This window comes from Stenotrophomonas sp. YJH_SMC_73 (assembly GCF_059370155.1).
In genome coordinates, this window is the sequence record NZ_JCAFTJ010000013.1 from 129,074 (window position 1) to 146,662 (window position 17,589).

Here is a 17,589-nt window from a genome sequence, read left to right on the forward strand (position 1 = left end):
GCTCAGCCCGCCGACAGCTGGGCCAGGGCATCGACCTGGTGTTCGTGGCTGAGCCGCTGCAGCAGCGGGTCGAGGTCGCCGGCGAGGATGTTGGGCAGGTCGTACAGGGTCAGGCCTTCCACGCGGTGGTCGGTGATCCGGCCCTGCGGGAAGTTGTAGGTGCGGATGCGCTGGCTGCGGTCGCCGCTGCCGACCTGCAGGCGCCGCGATTCGGCCTGCGCGGCGTCCTGGCGCTGGCGCTCGGCATCGAGCAGCTGCGCCTTCAGGCGCTTCATCGCCTTGTCGCGGTTGGCGTGCTGGCTGCGCTCGGTCTGGCACTCCACCACCACGCCGGTCGGCACGTGGGTGATGCGGATGGCCGATTCGGTCTTGTTGACGTGCTGGCCGCCGGCACCGGACGAGCGGAACGTATCCACCTTCAGGTCGGCCGGGTTGATGACGATGTCATCGACCTCGTCGGCCTCGGGAATGATCGCCACGGTGGCCGCCGAGGTGTGGATGCGGCCCTGCGATTCGGTGGCCGGCACGCGCTGCACGCGATGCGTGCCCGATTCGAACTTCAGGCGCGAGAACGCACCACGGCCGACCACGCGCGCCACCACTTCCTTGTAGCCGCCATGCTCACCGGGGTTGTCTGATTCGATCTCGACCTTCCAGCCCTGGCGCTCGGCATAGCGGGCGTACATGCGGAACAGATCGCCGGCGAAGATCGCGGCTTCATCGCCGCCAGTGCCGGCGCGTACTTCCAGGAACAGGTTGCCTTCGTCGCGCGGATCGCGCGGTACCAGCAGCAGGGCCAGTTCTTGTTCCAGTTCCTGCAGGCGCGCCTGCGCCGCGGCGATTTCCTCGTCGGCCAGTTCACGCAGGTCGGGGTCGGCGCGCATGCCTTCGGCGGCGGCCAGGTCGGCCTTGGCACGGGCTTCCTCGGCGAGCGCGGCAGCGACCGGTTCAAGTTGGGCGAATTCGCGCGAAAGGTCGCGGAAACGGGTGTTGTCGGCGACCACATCGGGTTCGGCGAGCAGGCGTTCCAGTTCTTCGCGGCGCTCGGCCAGCGCTTCCAGCTTACGGCGCAGGGTCGGCGTCATCGGGTCTCACGGGTGGGTGGCGGTAACCCGGCGTGGCCGGGAACAGGCGCTCGGCGGCGCGGGTCAGGTCGGCATCGCCACTGAGCGCGGCCGCGCGCAGTGCGGCGGTCGGCGGATGCAGCAAGCGGTTGGTCAGGCCATGGGCCAGCAGTTCCAGCACTTCGTCGGCGGGCTTGCCGTTGGCCAGCTGCTGCCGTGCGCGCTCCAGCAGTTCGGCGCGGGTCGCTTCGCCGAACGCACGCAGCTGCCGCAGCGGTGCCTGGTGGGCGCTGGCCTGCTGGGTCTCGATGAAACGCGACACCTGCAGGTCGATGATCGCCTCGGCCTCGGCGGCGGCCTCGCGGCGGCCACGGCGGTTGTCTTCCACCGCGCGTTCCAGGTCATCGACGGTGTAGAGGAAGGCGTCGTTGAGCGTGCCGACCTCGGCTTCGATGTCGCGCGGCACGGCCAGGTCGAACAGCAGCATCGGCTTGTGCCGGCGCGCGCGCAGTGCGTTGGCCACCATCTCGCGATGGATCACAGGTTCGCGCGCGGCGGTGGCCGAGAACACGATGTCGGCCTCGCCGAGATGGCGGTCCAGTTCGGTCAGCGGCAGGGCCACGCCGCCATGGCGGCTGGCCAGTTCCTGCGCGTGGGCAAGGGTGCGGTTGGCGATCAGCAGCCGCCGCACCTTGCCCTCACTCAGGTGGCGTGCAGCCAGCTCGATGGTCTCGCCGGCACCGACCAGCAGCACGGTGGAGTCATCCAGGCGCGCGAAGGCGTTCTGCGCCAGGCGCACCGCCGCCGAGGCCACCGACACCGGGTTGGCGCCGACCTGGGTATCGGTGCGCGCACGCTTGGCTACCGAGAAGGTCTGCTGGAACAGGCGGTCCAGGCGCTGGCCGAGCAGGCCGTGGTCACGCGCGGTCGACCAGGCATCCTTAACCTGGCCGAGGATCTGCGGTTCGCCCAGCACCATCGAGTCCAGCCCGGTGGCGACCCGGAACAGGTGGCGCACGGCCTCGGCATCGGCATGCTGGTACAGGTAGCCCTGCAGGTCGCCTGCCTGGCTGTGCAGCCACTGGTCCAGCGCCTGTGCCGACTCGGCCACGGCATACAGTTCGGTGCGGTTGCAGGTGGACAGCAGCACTGCCTCGGCGATCTGCGGGGTATCGCGCAGCGAGCCCAGCGCACGCGGCAACGCCTCACCGGCGAAGGCCGCGCGCTCGCGCAGCTCCACCGGTGCGGTCTGGTGATTCAGTCCGAGCACCCACAGGGTCATTGTTCAGTTGCTTGCGATAAGCTGCTGGCCATTGGACGACATTTTAAGGCCCCGATGCCGACGATGCCCGCATTGATTCGCATCCCCAGTGTTCTGCTGCTGTCCCTGGCCTGCGCCCAGGCCCTGGCGGCGGTGCCGGCCAAGGCCCCCGTGCGGGCCGCGGCCACTGAGGAACTGGCGCTGGAACCGGTGATGGCCGGTGAGTTCGCCCTGCAGGCAGGCAAGCTGGCCGAGGCCGCGCGCTGGTACCTGCAGGCCGCGCAGCAGACCGACGGCGACGCCGGCCTGGCCGAGCGCGCGACCCGTATCTCCATGCTGGCCAACGATGATGCCAGCGCCGCCAAGGGCCTGGCCCTGTGGCAGCAGCGCGCCCCGCGCTCGTTGACCATGCGCAGCGCCGCCGGTGCGCTGGCCATGCGCCAGGGCGATGTGAAGGCTGCCCGCACCGAGCTGCAGGCGCTGCTGGCCGACCCCGACGAGCGCGGCTGGAAGTTCGCCCTGGCCGCGCTGATCGGCGGTGGCCGCGACCCGGCGGTGCCGGCGCAGGTGCTCGGCGAGCTGGTCGATGCCAATGCGATTCCGCCGAAGATCGAGGCCTGGCAGGAGTTCGGTCGCCTGGCCCTGCGCATGGACAAGCCCGAGCTGGCGCGGCGCATGATCGATGAAGTGGTCAAGCGCTTCCCGGAAGAACCGCGCGTAGCGTTGCTGCGTGCCAGCCAGCTGCAGCAGGCGGGCGAGACCGACAAGGCATTGTCGCTGCTGCACGACGTCGAGCCGAAGACCCGCCAGGACCCCGAGCTGCGCAATGCGGTGGCCATCGCCTACGACAGCCTGGGCCAGCCGGCTGCGGCCGAGCGCGTGTTGGCGTTCGGCCCGCAGGACGTACAGACCTGGGGCATGCGCGCCTCGCTGCTGGCCAAGCAGGGCGACAAGGCGGCGCTGTCCAACCTCTACAACGAGCTGTCGCGGCAGGCGGCCAAGCCGGATCCGGCGCAGCGCCTGTTGCTGGGCAAGATCGCCGAATACCTGAAGCGTTACCCCGAGGCGGTGCAGTGGTACCACAGCGTGCCCGGTGGCGATGAGCTGAGCGAAGCGCGCCTGCGCGCGGCCAATGCCCAGGCCCTGGCCGGGCGCCTGCCGCTGGCGCTGGAGGAAGTGCACGCGATCCAGTCCGACGCGGTGGTCGACGACGATGTGCGCCGTGACGCCTACCTGCTGGAAGCCGAACTGCGCCAGCGTGGTGACGACAGCGCCGGTGAACTGGATGCGCTGGCCCGCGGCCTGGCCGCCTACCCGGACGACAACGGCCTGCTGTACGCACGTGCGCTCACCTGGGAGCGCCGCGACGACATCCCGCGCGCCGAGGCCGACCTGCGCAAGATCCTGGTGACCGACCCGGAAAACGTGCCGGCGCTGAACGCGCTGGGCTACACCCTGGCCGATCGCACCGGCCGCCTGCAGGAAGCGCTGGAGCTGATCGACCGCGCCCGCGTGGCCGAGCCGGACAACGCCGCCATCGTCGACAGCTATGGCTGGGTGCTTTATCGCCTGGGCCGCAAGGAAGAGGCACTGGTACAGCTGCGCCGGGCCTGGACCCTGGCCAAGGACCCGGAGATCGCTTCCCACGTCGGCGAAGTGCTGTGGGTGCTGGGCAAGCATGACGAGGCCCGCCACTTCTTCGACGAAGCGGCCAAGCTCGACCCTGAAAACCGCGCGCTGCTGCGCGCCCGTGAGAAATTCAATCCATGAGTGGTTCCCTGATCCGGCCGCTGCTGTTGGCGACCGTGACCTTGGCGGTGAGCGCCTGTACCAGTGTCGGCACGCAGAAGACCCCGGCGCCAGCGGTGGTCGAGATTGTTTCGGCTGAAGCGGCGCAGGCCGAGGCAGCGCGCGTGGCCGCGCTGCAGGCACAGCCGGACTGGGCCTTCCAGGGGCGGGTGGCGGTCAGCAAGGGCAAGGACGGCGGCAGCGGTCGCATCGACTGGAAGCAGGACGGCCGCCGCTACGTGGTCGAACTGAGCGCGCCGGTGACCCGGCAGAGCTGGAAGCTGACCGGCGACACCCATTCCGAAGCCGGTCGCCTGGAAGGGCTGTCCGGCGGTCCGCGCGATGGCGAGGACGCCCAGCAGCTGCTGCTGGAAGCGACTGGCTGGGACATCCCGGTCAATCAGCTGCCGGAGTGGATCCGCGGCCTGGTGGCCGGGGATGCTGCCGGTCCGGAAAAGGTCGAGCGCGACGGTGAAGGCCGGCCGCGCCGCATGCAGCAGATGGGCTGGCAGGTGCAGTACCTGGACTGGTACCCGGCCGACGCCGGACGACCGGCGCTGCCGCGACGGATCGAGGCCAGCAATGGCGACGCCAAGGTGCGCCTGCTGGTGGACCAGTGGGGGCAGGGCACGCCATGAGCGCCGGGCGCGACGACGCGGGCTGGTCCTGGTGGCCGGCCCCGGCCAAGCTGAACCTGTTCCTGCACATCACTGGCCGCCGGGCCGACGGCTACCACGAGCTGCAGACCGTATTCCGCCTGCTGGACTGGGGAGACCGCATCGGCCTGCGCCTGCGTGAAGACGGTCAGGTGCGTCGGCAGGGCGAGGGCCTGGCCGGCGTGGCCGAGGCCGATGACCTAGCGGTGCGGGCCGCGCGCCTGCTCCAGGATGAGGCGAAGGGCGCGCAAGGTGCTGACATCATCGTCGAAAAGCACGTTCCTGCCGGTGGTGGCTTCGGCGGCGGTTCGTCCGATGCGGCCACCGTGCTGGTGGTGCTGAATCGGCTCTGGCGCGCCGGCCTGGACGAGGATGCCCTGGCCGCGCTGGCCCTGCGCCTGGGCGCCGACGTGCCGGTGTTCGTGCGTGGCCACAATGCCTGGGCCGAAGGGGTGGGCGAGCGCCTGCAGCCGATCACGCTGGCGCCGGCCTGGTATGTGGTGGTTGAACCGGGTGTTCATGTTCCTACGCCGGTCCTGTTTGCAGACCCGGATTTGACGCGCGACAGCCCAGTGGCGAAAATAGAGGACTTCGCTTCCGGGACCCTGGTCGGGAACGCGTTCGAACCGGTGCTGCGCCGCCGTGAGCCTGCCGTCGAGGCAGCGCTTGCCGCGTTGAGCGACATCGGCGCGGCGCGGCTGACCGGTTCGGGAAGTGGTTGTTTCGTCGAGTTCGCATCGCAGGCTGCTGCAGAGCAGGGGCGGTCGAAGTTGCCGAAGGAGTTGCGGGCAAGGGTGGCAGCGGGCGTTGCGCGTTCGCCACTGCTGGATGCACTCGAGCAACACTGATTTATCAATGCAGGGGCGTCGCCAAGAGGCCCAAGGCACCAGGTTTTGATCCTGGCATTCGTAGGTTCGAATCCTACCGCCCCTGCCAATAGCGGCTGTGTCCGCGCCTTCCAGCGCATCGCCCGCGCGGGACGTGGAAACAACCGCGGTGTTGTCAGCAGCAAGGGTCCATCGGGGTCCTTGCCGACTCCGGATCCCCGCCACTCGTCCCCGCCCGAGACAATCATGATGCAAGAGTCCCCGAACCTGCTGGTCTTTTCCGGCAACGCCAACAAACGTCTGGCGCAGAACATCTGCAAGGAACTGGGGGTCCGCCCGGGCAAGGCGCTGGTGTCGCACTTCTCCGATGGTGAAGTGCAGGTGGAAATCGAAGAGAACGTCCGCAAGCAGGACGTGTTCGTGATCCAGCCGACCTGCGCGCCGAGCGCGGAAAACCTGATGGAACTGCTGGTGCTGATCGACGCGCTCAAGCGCGCATCGGTGGCCAGCGTGACCGCCGTGGTGCCGTACTTCGGCTACTCGCGCCAGGACCGCCGCATGCGTTCCTCGCGCGTGCCGATCACCGCCAAGCTGGCGGCCAAGATGTTCAGCACCGCTGGCGCTGATCGCGTGCTGACCGTCGACCTGCACGCCGACCAGATCCAGGGCTTCTTCGACATTCCGGTGGACAACGTGTATGCGTCCCCGCTGCTGCTGGCCGACATCTGGCGCGCCTACGGCACCGAGAACCTGATTGTTGTCTCGCCGGACGTGGGCGGCGTGGTCCGCGCCCGTGCGGTGGCCAAGCGCCTGGATGACGCCGACCTGGCGATCATCGACAAGCGCCGCCCGCGCGCCAACGTCTCCACCGTGATGAACATCATCGGTGACGTCGAAGGCAAGACCTGCGTGATGGTCGATGACATCGTCGATACCGCCGGCACCCTGTGCGCCGCTGCCGCTGCCCTGAAGGCGCGCGGTGCGCTCAAGGTCGCCGCCTACTGCACCCACGCGGTGCTGTCGGGCCCGGCGGTGGACAACATCACCAATTCCCAGCTCGACGAGCTGGTGGTGACCGACACCATCCCGCTGAAGGACGCAGCGCGGGTGTGCAGCAAGATCCGCCAGCTGAGCGTGGCGGAAATGCTGGCCGAAACGATGCGCCGCATCGCCTTCGGCGAGTCGGTCAGCTCGCTGTACGTCGACTGAGTTTTCGTCCCTGCCGGCAACGGCGGGACATACCCGGATGCTTCTGGTCGCGGAAGCATCTTCAACCGCCACGCCGCAGGGCGCGGCAACAACCTGAGTAGTCGAAAATGTCGAAGACCCATGAAATCAAGGTCACCAAGCGTGAACTGCAGCGTAAGGGTGCGAGCCGCCGCCTGCGTCACGCTGGTGTGATCCCGGCCATCGTGTACGGCGGCAACGCCGAGCCGGTCGCCATCAGCCTGGACCACAACGAAATCTGGCTGGCCCAGCAGAACGAGTGGTTCTATGCCTCGATCCTGGACCTGAACCTGGATGGCCAGGTGCAGAAGGTCCTGCTGCGTGACATGCAGCGCCACCCGTACAAGCAGCTGATCATGCACCTGGACTTCCAGCGCGTGAACGAGAACGAAGCCCTGACCGCTTCGGTCCCGCTGCACTTCGTCAACGAAGACACCTCGCCGGCCGGCAAGGCTGCCGACGTCGTGGTCACCCACGAACTGAAGGAAGTGACCATCACCTGCCTGCCGAAGGACCTGCCGGAGTCGATCGAAGTCGACCTGGGCGAGCTGAAGGCCGGTGACGTCGTGTACCTGTCCAACATCAAGCTGCCGAAGGGCGTGGAAATCCCGGCGCTGGCGCTGGGCAAGGACCACGACGACGCCATCGTCACCGCCAAGGCCGGCAAGGCCGACGAGGCTGACGAAGAAGCGGCTGCCGCCGAGTAATACCGTTACGGTGCCTGCCTCCGGGCAGGCACCGTACTGGAAGGAACCATGGCAGGACTGCGACTGATCGTCGGTCTGGGCAATCCCGGATCGGAACACGCCCGGACCCGGCACAATGCCGGGTTTCATTTCGTTGAGGCCCTGGCGGAAAAAGCCGGTGCGCGATGGAATGTGGACAGCAAGTTGTTCGGCGAGACCGCCAAGGTCGAGATCGCCGGGCAGACGGTGTGGCTGCTCAAGCCCGCCACCTTCATGAACCTCAGCGGCAAGTCGGTCACCGCCGCGCAGCGGTTCTGGAAGATCGAGCCGGAGGAAACCCTGCTGGCCCACGACGAGCTGGACCTTCCGCCCGGTGCGGCGCGACTGAAGTTCGACGGTGGCCACGGCGGCCAGAACGGCCTGCGCGATACCATCCGCCTGCTGGGTCACGGCAAATTCCACCGCCTGCGCGTGGGCATCGGCCATCCCGGCCACAAGGACCGCGTGGTGGGTTGGGTGCTGGGGCGCCCGTCCAAGGAGGATGACGTGCTGATCGCGCGCGCCATCGACGATGCGATCGACGTGCTGCCGCTGGCGGTGCAGGGCGATTTCAACGAAGCGATGAAGCGGCTGCACACCCCGAAATAACCGGTAGGTACCGACCGTTGGCCGGTACGGAACCAACCAGAACGGTAGGTACCGACCGCTGTTCGGTACGGAACCAACCAGAACGGTAGGTATCGACCGTTGGTCGGTACGGAACCAACCAGACCGGTAGGTATCGACCGCTGGTCGATACGGAACCATCCAGACCGGTAGGTATCGACCGCTGGTCGATACGGAGAATGATTGGAAAAGCAGCGCCCAGGTCGCTGTTTCCCCAATCACTTTCACCCCAGAGAGCTGTCACCCATGGGTATCAAATGCGGCATCGTCGGCCTGCCCAACGTCGGCAAGTCGACCCTGTTCAATGCGCTGACCAAGGCGGGCATCGCCGCGGCGAACTTCCCGTTCTGCACCATCGAACCGAACGTCGGCATCGTGCCGGTGCCGGATCCGCGCCTGAACGAGCTGGCGGGCATCATCAACCCGCAGAAGGTCATCCCGACTGCGGTCGAGTTCGTCGACATCGCCGGCCTGGTCGCCGGTGCTGCCAGCGGTGAGGGCCTGGGCAACAAGTTCCTGGCGCACATCCGCGAAGTCGATGCGATCACCCACGTGGTGCGCTGCTTCGAGCACGGTGACATCGTGCACGTGGCCGGCAAGGTCGACCCGATCTCGGACATCGAAACCATCGACACCGAACTGGCGCTGGCCGACCTGGACAGTGTCGAGAAGGCGCTGAACCGTGCCGAGCGTGCGGCCAAGGGCGGCGACAAGGATGCGGCGGCGCGCAAGCCGGTGCTGGCCAAGTTGCAAGCTGCACTGTCGGAGGGCAAGGCTGGGCGCTCGGCCGGGCTGGACGAGGAAGAGAAGGCGCTGGTGCGCGACCTGTTCCTGCTGACCCTGAAGCCGGTGATGTACATCGCCAACGTGCTGGAAGACGGTTTCGACAACAACCCGCACCTGGAAGCCGTGCGTGCGCATGCTGCCGCCGAAGGCGCGCAGGTGGTGCCGGTGTCGGCCGCGATCGAAGAAGAGCTGTCCCAGCTCGACGACGAAGACCGCGATACCTTCCTGGCGGACCTGGGCCTGAGCGAGCCGGGCCTGAACCGCGTGATCAACGCGGCCTACAGCCTGCTCGGCTTGCAGACCTACTTCACCGCCGGCGTGAAGGAAGTCCGTGCGTGGACCGTGCGCAAGGGCGCCACCGCTCCGCAGGCTGCCGCCGTCATCCACACCGACTTCGAGAAGGGCTTCATCCGCGCCGAAACCATCGCGTATGACGACTTCATCAAGTACAAGGGCGAAGCCGGCGCCAAGGAAGCGGGTCGCCTGCGCCTGGAAGGCAAGGAGTACCGCGTGCAGGAAGGCGACATCCTGCACTTCCGCTTCAACGTCTGATCCTGCGGCATCGGATCGACCCCGGACGCCCCGCCCTGTGCGGGGCGTTCGCGTTTCCGGTGATGGACAAAAAAACACCAGGCTGCGAAACGCTTGCGGTGTGACGTTCGCCGGTACTTGTCCACAGCAAACTCCCATCGCTTTCCACGCGTGGTGTGGAAAACCCCGCGCGCCTCTGTAGAGCCGAGCCTGCGCTCGGCTCAGGTTGCCATCAGCCGAGCATGGGCTCGGCTCTACGAGGCTTGGCGGTGCGGTGTGGACAAATTTTCACCACGCTTCGAAACGCCTGCGGTGCAATGCTCACAACTACTTGTCCACACCTAGTTCCCATCGCTTTCCACGCGCGTTGTGGAAAAGAACTGCAGACGTGGACAAAAACTCACCACGCCCGGAAGCGCCTGCCCTGCAACGCTCGAACCCACTTGTCCACACCAAACCCCCATCGCTTTCCACGCCGCATGTGGAAAAAGTGCCCGGCATTCCCTTGCCGGGCACGTCCCGCGTCACCAGGTGTACGACACGCCCAGCTGGGCACCGACGTCGTGGAAGCCCATGCCACCGCTCTGCCGGCTCAGTTCACCCCAGCCGCGCCAGCCGCCGGACAGATCCACCTGCACGCCGGCCTTGGCTTCGTAGATGTCACGCGGCAACTGCCGCTGCAGGCGCTCGCCGTCCATTGTCAGGCCCGCACCATTGCCGCCGGACCACCAGTTCACCGCCACGTACGGGTGCACCTGGCCCTGCGCCGGGCTCAACCCACGGCTGTACAGGCGCAGGCCGAGGCGGGTGCTGGTCTCGCCACCACCGCGGTCCTCGACTACCGTGCCGTTGGCCTCGACCACGCGGTCGCTGTCATAGCGGCTGTGCACCACCTGCACCTGCGGTTCCAGGTAGATGCCGCGCTGCGCGGTGCGCCGCAGGGGCAGCACATAGCCGGCCTCGGCCGACGCACTCCAGTTGCGGGCGTCATAGCGCTCCTTCTGCAGGCCTTCGCCCTGCACGCTGTTGCGGAAGCGGCCGTATTGCAGCCAACCATCCACATAGGCGCCGCCTTGCATGTGCGCATCCTGCAGCCAGGTAGCATAGGCACCCACGCTGGTGCCGGTGACCACGCCACGCGCGGTGTAGCCGGTCACCTGCGAGCGGCTGTCATTGCGCGCGCGGCCGTGGCCGAGCATCGCACCGGCCTGCAGCTCGCCCGTGCCACCCACTTCGAAGCGGCGGCCGACGCCGACCAGCATGCTGCTGATCTGCCCATCGACCTGGACCTGGCGGTTGCGGTCGTGGCTGTCGGGCTGCGCGCTGCGAAGGTGCATCCAGGCCACGGCATCGCCGCTGGCACTGGCCACGGCGGCGGGATCACCGGCGCGGTCGTGCAGGCTGTGCCGGAACATGCCCAGTGCGGCGCTGCGGTTGGCCAGGTAGGCCGCCGGTTCCGGGCGTTCCACCTGCGGGCGCGGCGGATCGATCGGCGGCTCCGGCGGCAATGGTGGATCGATCGGCGGCTCCGGCGGCAACGGCGGATCGATCGGCGGCTCCGGCGGTGACGGTGGGTCGACCGGCGGATCCGGCGGATCCGGCGGCTGCGGCGGGTCGACCGGCGGATCCGGCGGCTGCGGCGGGTCGATCGGGGGATCCGGCGGCTGCGGCGGATCGACCGGCGGCACGTACTCCGAGCGCAGGTACCAGTTGCCATCGTCCGGGGTCGACACACCGCCCTTGAACAGGAAGTAGTCGTAGGCACCGGCAACCGCGCGCCCCTGCAGGCTGAATTGTGCATCCGACTGGCCGGCCACGGTGATCAGGCGGATGCCCTCCTGGGTCAGCGCACCGGCGCCGCCGGCATTGCGCACACTCACGCTGGCGGTGCCGCTGCTGTTGCCGTTGATCACCAGCTGGTCGCCCAGCGAAGTGTCGTCGCCCAGCGCGCGGTTGAAGATCCACTGGCCACCGTTGCCCACGTAGTCGCCGCTGACGGTAACGGTCTTGAAATCGCCGGCCGCCGGCGCATCGAAAGCGATGGTGCCGGCGTGTTCGAGCGTGCCGACGCTGGAACTGGCGCGTACGTTCCACTGGCTGCTGCCATCCAGCGCCAGTTGTGCGACCTGGTAGCCGGAGTCGTTGCGCAGGGCGCCGCTGAACGTGGTGCCGTTGCCCAGCACCATGTGCACCTCAGCCGTTGCGCTGTCGACCACCACGTCACCGCGCAGCATGCTGGCGTCGGCGCTGAAGTCGATGCGACTGGTCGCCACGCTGCTGCCATCGGTGAATACCGTGTCGCTGACCCGCAGCAGGCGGCCGCTGCCGTCGCCCGCAGTCACATCGCTGCCATTGACGGTCAGTGCGTGATTGCTGCCCTGCAGCCAGAACGCGGGGCCACTGGCGGTCTCGATGTGGCTGTCATTGAAGGTGGCACGGTTCCAGTACGGGCCGAACGCGGTCAGGTAGGAGCGGTAGCCGCCGCTGTTGCTGCCGGTCATGCGGATGTCCAGGCGGTCGGCCTGGGTCAACCGCGCGGTGTTCATGTGCACGATGCCGAACACGTTCTCGCCATCGCTGCGGATCGCAACGGTATCGAGCAGCGCGGTGGCGGTGGAGCCGCCGATGAACACGCCACCGCCGCCGTTGCCGCGCACGTCGATCACGCTGCCGTTGGCTTCGATGCGGCTGGCGGTGCTGCCGGTGGAGCCGGTCACGCGCACGCCGTAGGTCGCATCACCGTGCGTGGTGATCCGGCCACCCTGCACGGTGGCAACGCCGCCGGCGATCTCAACGCCATAACCGTAGGTGTCGGTCCAGGTGTCGATGCTGCTGTCGGTCAGCTGCAGGCGCGACTCATCGCTGGCCAGCCAGAATCCGGAGTAGCCATCACGAACATCGAACGCGGCATCGCTTGCGGTCAACTGTCCCCAGCTGTTGATGTTCACGCCATAGCCACCGACGGTGTAGAAGCTGCCGCCGTTGATCACTGCACTGGAGTAGGTCTTGCTGATGCGGCTGCCGAGCAGGCGCATGCTGCCGCCCACCGAATGGGCTTCCACGTTCTCCAGCAGCAGGCTGCCGCCGCTGTCGATATCGAACCAACCGCCCTGCAGGTAGGTGTCGTACAGCTCGGCGCGGCTGCCCACGCCGTTGGCCGCCACGCCGGCAAGGATGCCACCGGGGGCGAGGGTGATGCGGCTGTTGCGGATCGTCAGCAGGCCGGCACTGTCGGCGCGCAGGCGGGCACCGCCGTCGGCGCTCATCCGCAGATCGGCCAGGTGCAGCTCGCTGCCCTTGCCGGATGCACCGGCCAGCGTGCCACCGGTCCCGGTCATTGAAAGACTGCCCCCGGCATAGTGGATCACGCCACCGTTGTAGGCCTGCACGCTGCCGAATCCGCTGCCGTTGCGCGTGGCATCGATGTCGACATCGCGCGCATCGATCACGCTGCCGGCACCATTGGCATACAGCGCATAGAAGCCCGTCCCGGTCGCCGGTGCGATCGACAGCGTTGCGTCGCGCAGCTGCACCTGGCCACCATTGGCAGCGGACACGCCGCTGCCATTGCCGGTCACGTGGATGCGGCTGCCGTCGATCAGCGCATTGCTGCCGGTACCGGTGACCGCAAGTGCGAAGCTGCCCGCACTGTGGGTGAGGACGTCGTCGGCACCCAGCTGCAGGGTGTCACCGTCGTTGACCAGCAGCGGGCCGGTGAGGTCTGCGGCATGCGCCGGCAGGGCTGCCCACAGCGCAGTGGCCAACAGGCTGGGAATGAGGGGTACGCGCTTTCCGTGCGCGCGCCCGTACGCACGGCCGTGCCGTGTGGGGGAGGCGTTCATGCTGATGGACTTCCTGTGGCAGGGCGCAGCGAGGCTGCGCGGACTGACGCGGCAGGGCCGCGTCGCTGCGGAAGTCCCACGCCACGGCAATTGCAGGCGCCATCGGACTTCCGTCCCCCACGGCGATGCGGCAACAGCCGGCAGGCGCACCTTGGCGGGATGTCTCCAGCCTAGAAATCGGCACTGTCCGATGGAATCAGGCGTTTCCTAAAGCGGTTGCAGGCCCCGTCGCAGGGCCGGCGGGATTCAGCCGGGAGTGGCCTCAGCCGAACAGCGAGGCCTGCAGGCAGTACTCGATCAGCGCCTGGTCGCTGTCCACACCGAGCTTGCGCATCGCGCTGATCTTCTGCGTGCTGACCGTCTTGGCGCTGCGCTGCAGCTGGCGTGCGATGTCGCCCACGCTCATGCCACTGGTGAACAGGCGGATCACCTCCAGCTCGCGCGGCGACAGCCGCGCACGGACCGCATCCGCATCGGCCGGTTCGCTCGCAGCTACCGGCAGCAGTCCCGGGGGGCGGTAGACGCGATCGGCCAGCACCACGCGCAGGGCCTGTACCAGGCTGCCCAATCCATGGCTCTTGAGCACCACGCCACCGGCGCCGGCGGCATACATCGCCGCGACCAACGACGGATTGGACACCATCGTCAGCACCAGCAGGCGCGTCTCCGGGAAGCTGCGGCGCAGGAACGAGATCAGCTTGATGCCGTCCCCGAAGCGATCGCCTCCCGGCATGCTGTAGTCGGTGATCACCGCCTGTGGCCGGGTCCGGGTCATCAGCTCGATCAGCGTCGCCGGATCGGCCGCTTCGCCCACGATGTCCAGGTCCAGTTCCCCGGCCAGTACGTCGCGGATGCCGGCAAGCACGATCGGGTGGTCGTCGGCGATGAGGATCCGTGTGGTCATGGCAGGGTCGGGTCGTCGGGAAGGGAGGGGGATGCAGCGTCGCGCAACGGATGCAGCAGCCGCTCGAGGCGTCGCTGGAACCCGGCAAGAGCGGCCGCCTGGGTGGCCAGGTCATCGCCGCCGGCAAGGCACTGTTCGATCTGCAGGCCGCTGTCGACCAGCGCAGGTGCACCGACGATCACCAGCGCGCCGCGGATGCGGTGCAGAACCTGCGCCACCCTGGCGGGATCGGCAGCGGCGATCGCCTGGCGCAGGCTGTCCAGGTCGGCCTGCATGGTCTGTACGAACAGCGACTGCATCTTCGCGGGAACCTGCAGCGGGGGATCCTTGTCGTGCGACGCAGTGGACGCAGGGCGCTCCTGCATCGCGACGGCCGGTGCATCGCCGTCGGTGATCCGGGTCAGCAGGCGCTGCAGGGCTTCCAGCGTGATCGGCTTGACCAGCACGCCCTGCATGCCCGATTCCTGGCAGCGTTGGCGTTCGGCCGGGTCGGCATTGGCCGTGGCGCCGTGGATGGGCACGCTGACACCCCGTGCCCGCAAGGCACGGGCCAGGCCGTAGCCATCCAGCCCGGGCATGTTCAGGTCGGTCAGCACCAGCGCGAACGCCCCTTGCTGCCAGTAGCCCAGCGCTTCATTGCCATCGCTGGCGACCACGGCGCGGCAGCCGAGCTGTTCCAGCTGGTCGCGCAGGATCGCCTGGTTGATCGGGTTGTCCTCGGCGACCAGCACCTGCAGGCCGAAATGGCGCGTCGCCGGCAGGCGCCCTTCGGCGCTGGCCGCCAGCGGTTGGCCGCTGGCCGCGGCCAAGGCCAGCACGATCGCGTCGAATCGATGCAGGCCGACCTGCCAGGCGCCATCGACCTGCCGTGGCCGCACCCCGCCTTCGCGGCAGGCGATCACGCGCGGTCCACCCGCCCATGCGGGCAGAGGGTCGTCCAGCACCAGCTCGAGCAGCACGGCGGACGATGGCAGGCCTGCTGCGCTGTCCTCCCGGTACACGCTGGCCTGTGCACCGCGCTGCTGCAGGCGCTCGCACAGCGATTGCACCAGTTCGCGCACGCTGCCCCGCACCTGTACCTGCAGGCCGGCGGGTAGTTGCGGCGGCGGGGCCTGCTGTGGATCCGGTGGAGCCGAGGGCAGCGGCAGTTCGACGCTGAAGCTGCTGCCCAGGCCGCTCTCGCTGACCACGCGCAGCTGGCCTTCCATCAACGCCACAAGATGCGCGCAGATGGCCAGCCCCAGGCCGGTGCCGCGCATCGCATCGGTGCCCGGGTTGGCCTGGAAAAATGGCTCGAACAGATGCGCCTGGTGTTCGCTGGCAATGCCGATACCGGTATCGGCCACCTGCCATTGCAGCCAGCAGCGTTGCTCCTGCCAGCGTGCCGAAACACGGACCACCACGCGCCCGCTGTCGGTGAACTTCAGTGCGTTGCTGATCAGGTTGTTGAGCACCTGTCGGATCCGCGCGGCATCACCGCACACCCCGGGCGGTACGTCGGCATCGATGCAGGCGTAGAACTGCAGCCCCTTGTTGGCGGCCGCGGCAGCATACGAGTCGAGCGCGTCCTCGGTCAGCCGCACTGGATCGAATGGGCTTGGCTCCAGGCTCAGTTGCCCGGCCTCGGCCTTGCTGACATCCAGGATGTCGCTGATCAGCTGCATCAGGGTCGAGGACGAACGCTGGATCGTTGCAAGGTAGTCCTGTTGCCGTGCATCCAGTGGCGTCAGCCCCAGCAGTTCAAGCGTGCCGAGCACACCGTACAGCGGCGTGCGGATCTCATGGCTCATCGTGGCCAGGAACTGGCTCTTCGCGCGGTTGGCCTGGTCGGCGGCGCGGCGCGCCTGCTGCAGCACCTGTTCGGCTTCATGCTGGCTGCTCAGGTCAATGAACAGGCACAGCACCGCCGGCTCACCGCGATAGCGCGCCGGTGTCGCCGTTACCAGCAGGTGGCGGCCTTCGGGCGTGGCGCAGGCCAGGCCATCGCCCAGCGTGGTGCCGCCGGCAGCCAGTACGCTGCGCCGCCACGGGCCATGCCAGCCGCCGGCATGATAGTCCTCGCCCAGCCAGCGGCGGGCGAGGGCGTTGTCCAGCAGCACATTGCCATCGGTACGACGCAGCAGGCACAGCCCGATCGGCGCGTTGTCCAGGATCGTGCGACTGAAGGCTTCGCTTTCCAGCAGGCGCGCGTGGTTGCTGCGCAGCGGCTCGATGACCGAACGCCGGTACGCGCGCAGCACCAGCGTGCCGCCCAGTGCCAGCAGCAGGGCGACCACGGTCGCGCCCAGCAATGGCCCCTGCGGGTGCTGGAACACCTGCCGCCAGCCGACGTGGTAGACCGCCAGCCAGCCGCGCTCGCTGCGCATGCGGAACTGCAGGCCAGCGAGGCCGGCCTGCCAGGAGGTGCCAGCCTCGCTGGCATCGGCTGCATCGCCCAGCAGGCGCTGGCCGTTGGCATCGAACAGCGACAGCCGCTGGAACACCGGGACACCCAGCACCTGGCGATAGTCATCGACACGGCCAGGATCGAGCAGGCAGGCCAGTGCGGCCTGCGAGTCCTTGTCGTCCTCACCCCACAGGCGCGCATCCTGCGGGGCGTGGGCGATGGCCAGCAGCCAGGTCTGCCGGTCGCGCCATGGCACGCCCACCCAGACGATGCCACCACGTTGCACCGCCGGTCGCGTACCCAGCACCCGGTGGATGTCGGCGATCGCCGGACGCAGGTGATGCGGGCTGTTCTGGCTCGCGTCGGTACCGGCGATCTGTACCGGTGCCAGCAGCCCGCGCGTGCCCTGGCCATCGACCAGCAGGCATTGCGGCGGTGGATAGCGCGAGGCCGACCAGAACGTGCCGTAGAAGCGCAGGAAACGGTCGCCCAGTTCAGTCGGTGGCGAAAGACTGGCCCCCTCGCTTCCGATCACCGCAAAGTTGGCGAACAAGGGCCCGCGTTGCAGCTCCACGCTGGCATCGGCGACCGGCTGCCCATGCGTGCCGACATCATGCAGCCGCCACTGGCGCAGAAAGCGCTCCTGCTCGCGCAGCGTGCCGTCCAGGCGGCGGAAGTGGTACTCGATCTTGCTGCGCTCTTCGTTGAACAGCTGCGAGCCGGCCGACAGCAGCAGTCCGGCCTGCAGCGTGGCCAGCACCACAACGCCGATCAGCAGGGCGTGGACGCGCAGTGAGCGGCGAGCGAGTCGGCGTACAGGAGCGGCCTCGGCCGGCATGGCAGGTCTCAGGGCAGGAAGCGGTCAGCGGCACCATGGGCAGCAACGGAGGGACATCCGCCACCGCTGCACAGACAGGATCGTCAATGCCACTTGATGATTTCGTGAAGCGGACGTGGAATCCGTG

General features: G+C 68.1%; 12 protein-coding genes and 1 tRNA gene. 8 read left to right on the forward strand and 5 right to left on the reverse strand.

What is annotated here, in order from left to right:
- Window positions 1-2: 2 nt before the first annotated feature.
- On the reverse strand, window positions 3-1,085 hold the full coding sequence (prfA, locus tag AC5P8R_RS18830) for a peptide chain release factor 1 (RefSeq protein ID WP_014646030.1): 1,083 nt from the start codon (window positions 1,083-1,085) through the stop codon (window positions 3-5).
- A complete protein-coding gene (gene hemA / locus AC5P8R_RS18835) occupies window positions 1,063-2,346 on the reverse strand; it encodes a glutamyl-tRNA reductase (protein WP_046429046.1) in 1,284 nt (427 codons plus the stop codon). Before hemA ends, prfA begins: the two co-directional genes overlap by 23 nt.
- A gap of 63 nt (window positions 2,347-2,409) precedes the next feature.
- On the opposite strand from hemA, the gene AC5P8R_RS18840 reads away from it, so the two are divergent.
- The 8 genes from AC5P8R_RS18840 (at window position 2,410) to ychF (ending at window position 9,513) form a co-directional block, all read left to right on the forward strand.
- On the forward strand, window positions 2,410-4,095 hold the full coding sequence (locus AC5P8R_RS18840; RefSeq protein WP_173390336.1) for a tetratricopeptide repeat protein: 1,686 nt from the start codon (window positions 2,410-2,412) through the stop codon (window positions 4,093-4,095).
- Complete coding sequence (lolB, locus tag AC5P8R_RS18845) at window positions 4,092-4,751, forward strand: lipoprotein insertase outer membrane protein LolB (RefSeq protein WP_014646033.1); 660 nt, start codon at window positions 4,092-4,094, stop codon at window positions 4,749-4,751. Before AC5P8R_RS18840 ends, lolB begins: the two co-directional genes overlap by 4 nt.
- The gene (gene ispE, locus AC5P8R_RS18850; RefSeq protein ID WP_014646034.1) at window positions 4,748-5,617 is read left to right on the forward strand and encodes a 4-(cytidine 5'-diphospho)-2-C-methyl-D-erythritol kinase; all 870 of its coding nucleotides are present in this window, start codon (window positions 4,748-4,750) and stop codon (window positions 5,615-5,617) included. The genes lolB and ispE overlap by 4 nt, the downstream gene beginning before the upstream one ends.
- Before the next feature lie 11 nt (window positions 5,618-5,628).
- Window positions 5,629-5,705 (forward strand) — tRNA-Gln (locus tag AC5P8R_RS18855).
- Between the two features lie 140 nt (window positions 5,706-5,845).
- Window positions 5,846-6,805, forward strand: coding sequence for a ribose-phosphate diphosphokinase (locus tag AC5P8R_RS18860; RefSeq protein ID WP_005415400.1), 960 nt, complete (start codon window positions 5,846-5,848; stop codon window positions 6,803-6,805).
- Between the two features lie 107 nt (window positions 6,806-6,912).
- Window positions 6,913-7,530, forward strand: coding sequence for a 50S ribosomal protein L25/general stress protein Ctc (locus AC5P8R_RS18865; RefSeq protein WP_010481743.1), 618 nt, complete (start codon window positions 6,913-6,915; stop codon window positions 7,528-7,530).
- A 48-nt stretch (window positions 7,531-7,578) separates the two neighbouring features.
- The gene (gene pth, locus AC5P8R_RS18870; RefSeq protein ID WP_049416981.1) at window positions 7,579-8,157 is read left to right on the forward strand and encodes an aminoacyl-tRNA hydrolase; all 579 of its coding nucleotides are present in this window, start codon (window positions 7,579-7,581) and stop codon (window positions 8,155-8,157) included.
- Between the two features lie 264 nt (window positions 8,158-8,421).
- Window positions 8,422-9,513: a redox-regulated ATPase YchF gene (ychF, locus tag AC5P8R_RS18875; protein WP_014646036.1), complete on the forward strand. Its 1,092-nt coding sequence runs from the start codon at window positions 8,422-8,424 to the stop codon at window positions 9,511-9,513.
- 503 nt (window positions 9,514-10,016) lie between these two features.
- On the opposite strand, the gene AC5P8R_RS18880 is transcribed toward ychF, so the two are convergent.
- The 3 genes from AC5P8R_RS18880 to AC5P8R_RS18890 all read right to left on the reverse strand — a co-directional run bounded on the left by AC5P8R_RS18880 (window position 10,017) and on the right by AC5P8R_RS18890 (window position 17,462).
- On the reverse strand, window positions 10,017-13,334 hold the full coding sequence (locus AC5P8R_RS18880) for an autotransporter family protein (protein ID WP_495223723.1): 3,318 nt from the start codon (window positions 13,332-13,334) through the stop codon (window positions 10,017-10,019).
- Between the two features lie 262 nt (window positions 13,335-13,596).
- Complete coding sequence (locus tag AC5P8R_RS18885; RefSeq protein WP_014036089.1) at window positions 13,597-14,238, reverse strand: response regulator; 642 nt, start codon at window positions 14,236-14,238, stop codon at window positions 13,597-13,599.
- Complete coding sequence (locus AC5P8R_RS18890; RefSeq protein WP_495223724.1) at window positions 14,235-17,462, reverse strand: hybrid sensor histidine kinase/response regulator; 3,228 nt, start codon at window positions 17,460-17,462, stop codon at window positions 14,235-14,237. The genes AC5P8R_RS18885 and AC5P8R_RS18890 overlap by 4 nt, the downstream gene beginning before the upstream one ends.
- Between the last annotated feature and the right edge of the window lie 127 nt (window positions 17,463-17,589).

Coding starts and splice junctions, on each gene's coding strand:
- hemA (WP_046429046.1), bottom strand. CDS start 2,346: ATGACCCTGTGGGTGCTCGGACTGAATCACCAGACCGCACCGGTGGAG.
- AC5P8R_RS18865 (WP_010481743.1), top strand. CDS start 6,913: ATGTCGAAGACCCATGAAATCAAGGTCACCAAGCGTGAACTGCAGCGT.
- AC5P8R_RS18840 (WP_173390336.1), top strand. CDS start 2,410: ATGCCCGCATTGATTCGCATCCCCAGTGTTCTGCTGCTGTCCCTGGCC.
- AC5P8R_RS18880 (WP_495223723.1), bottom strand. CDS start 13,334: ATGAACGCCTCCCCCACACGGCACGGCCGTGCGTACGGGCGCGCGCAC.
- AC5P8R_RS18860 (WP_005415400.1), top strand. CDS start 5,846: ATGCAAGAGTCCCCGAACCTGCTGGTCTTTTCCGGCAACGCCAACAAA.
- ispE (WP_014646034.1), top strand. CDS start 4,748: ATGAGCGCCGGGCGCGACGACGCGGGCTGGTCCTGGTGGCCGGCCCCG.
- prfA (WP_014646030.1), bottom strand. CDS start 1,085: ATGACGCCGACCCTGCGCCGTAAGCTGGAAGCGCTGGCCGAGCGCCGC.
- pth (WP_049416981.1), top strand. CDS start 7,579: ATGGCAGGACTGCGACTGATCGTCGGTCTGGGCAATCCCGGATCGGAA.
- AC5P8R_RS18885 (WP_014036089.1), bottom strand. CDS start 14,238: ATGACCACACGGATCCTCATCGCCGACGACCACCCGATCGTGCTTGCC.
- ychF (WP_014646036.1), top strand. CDS start 8,422: ATGGGTATCAAATGCGGCATCGTCGGCCTGCCCAACGTCGGCAAGTCG.
- lolB (WP_014646033.1), top strand. CDS start 4,092: ATGAGTGGTTCCCTGATCCGGCCGCTGCTGTTGGCGACCGTGACCTTG.
- AC5P8R_RS18890 (WP_495223724.1), bottom strand. CDS start 17,462: ATGCCGGCCGAGGCCGCTCCTGTACGCCGACTCGCTCGCCGCTCACTG.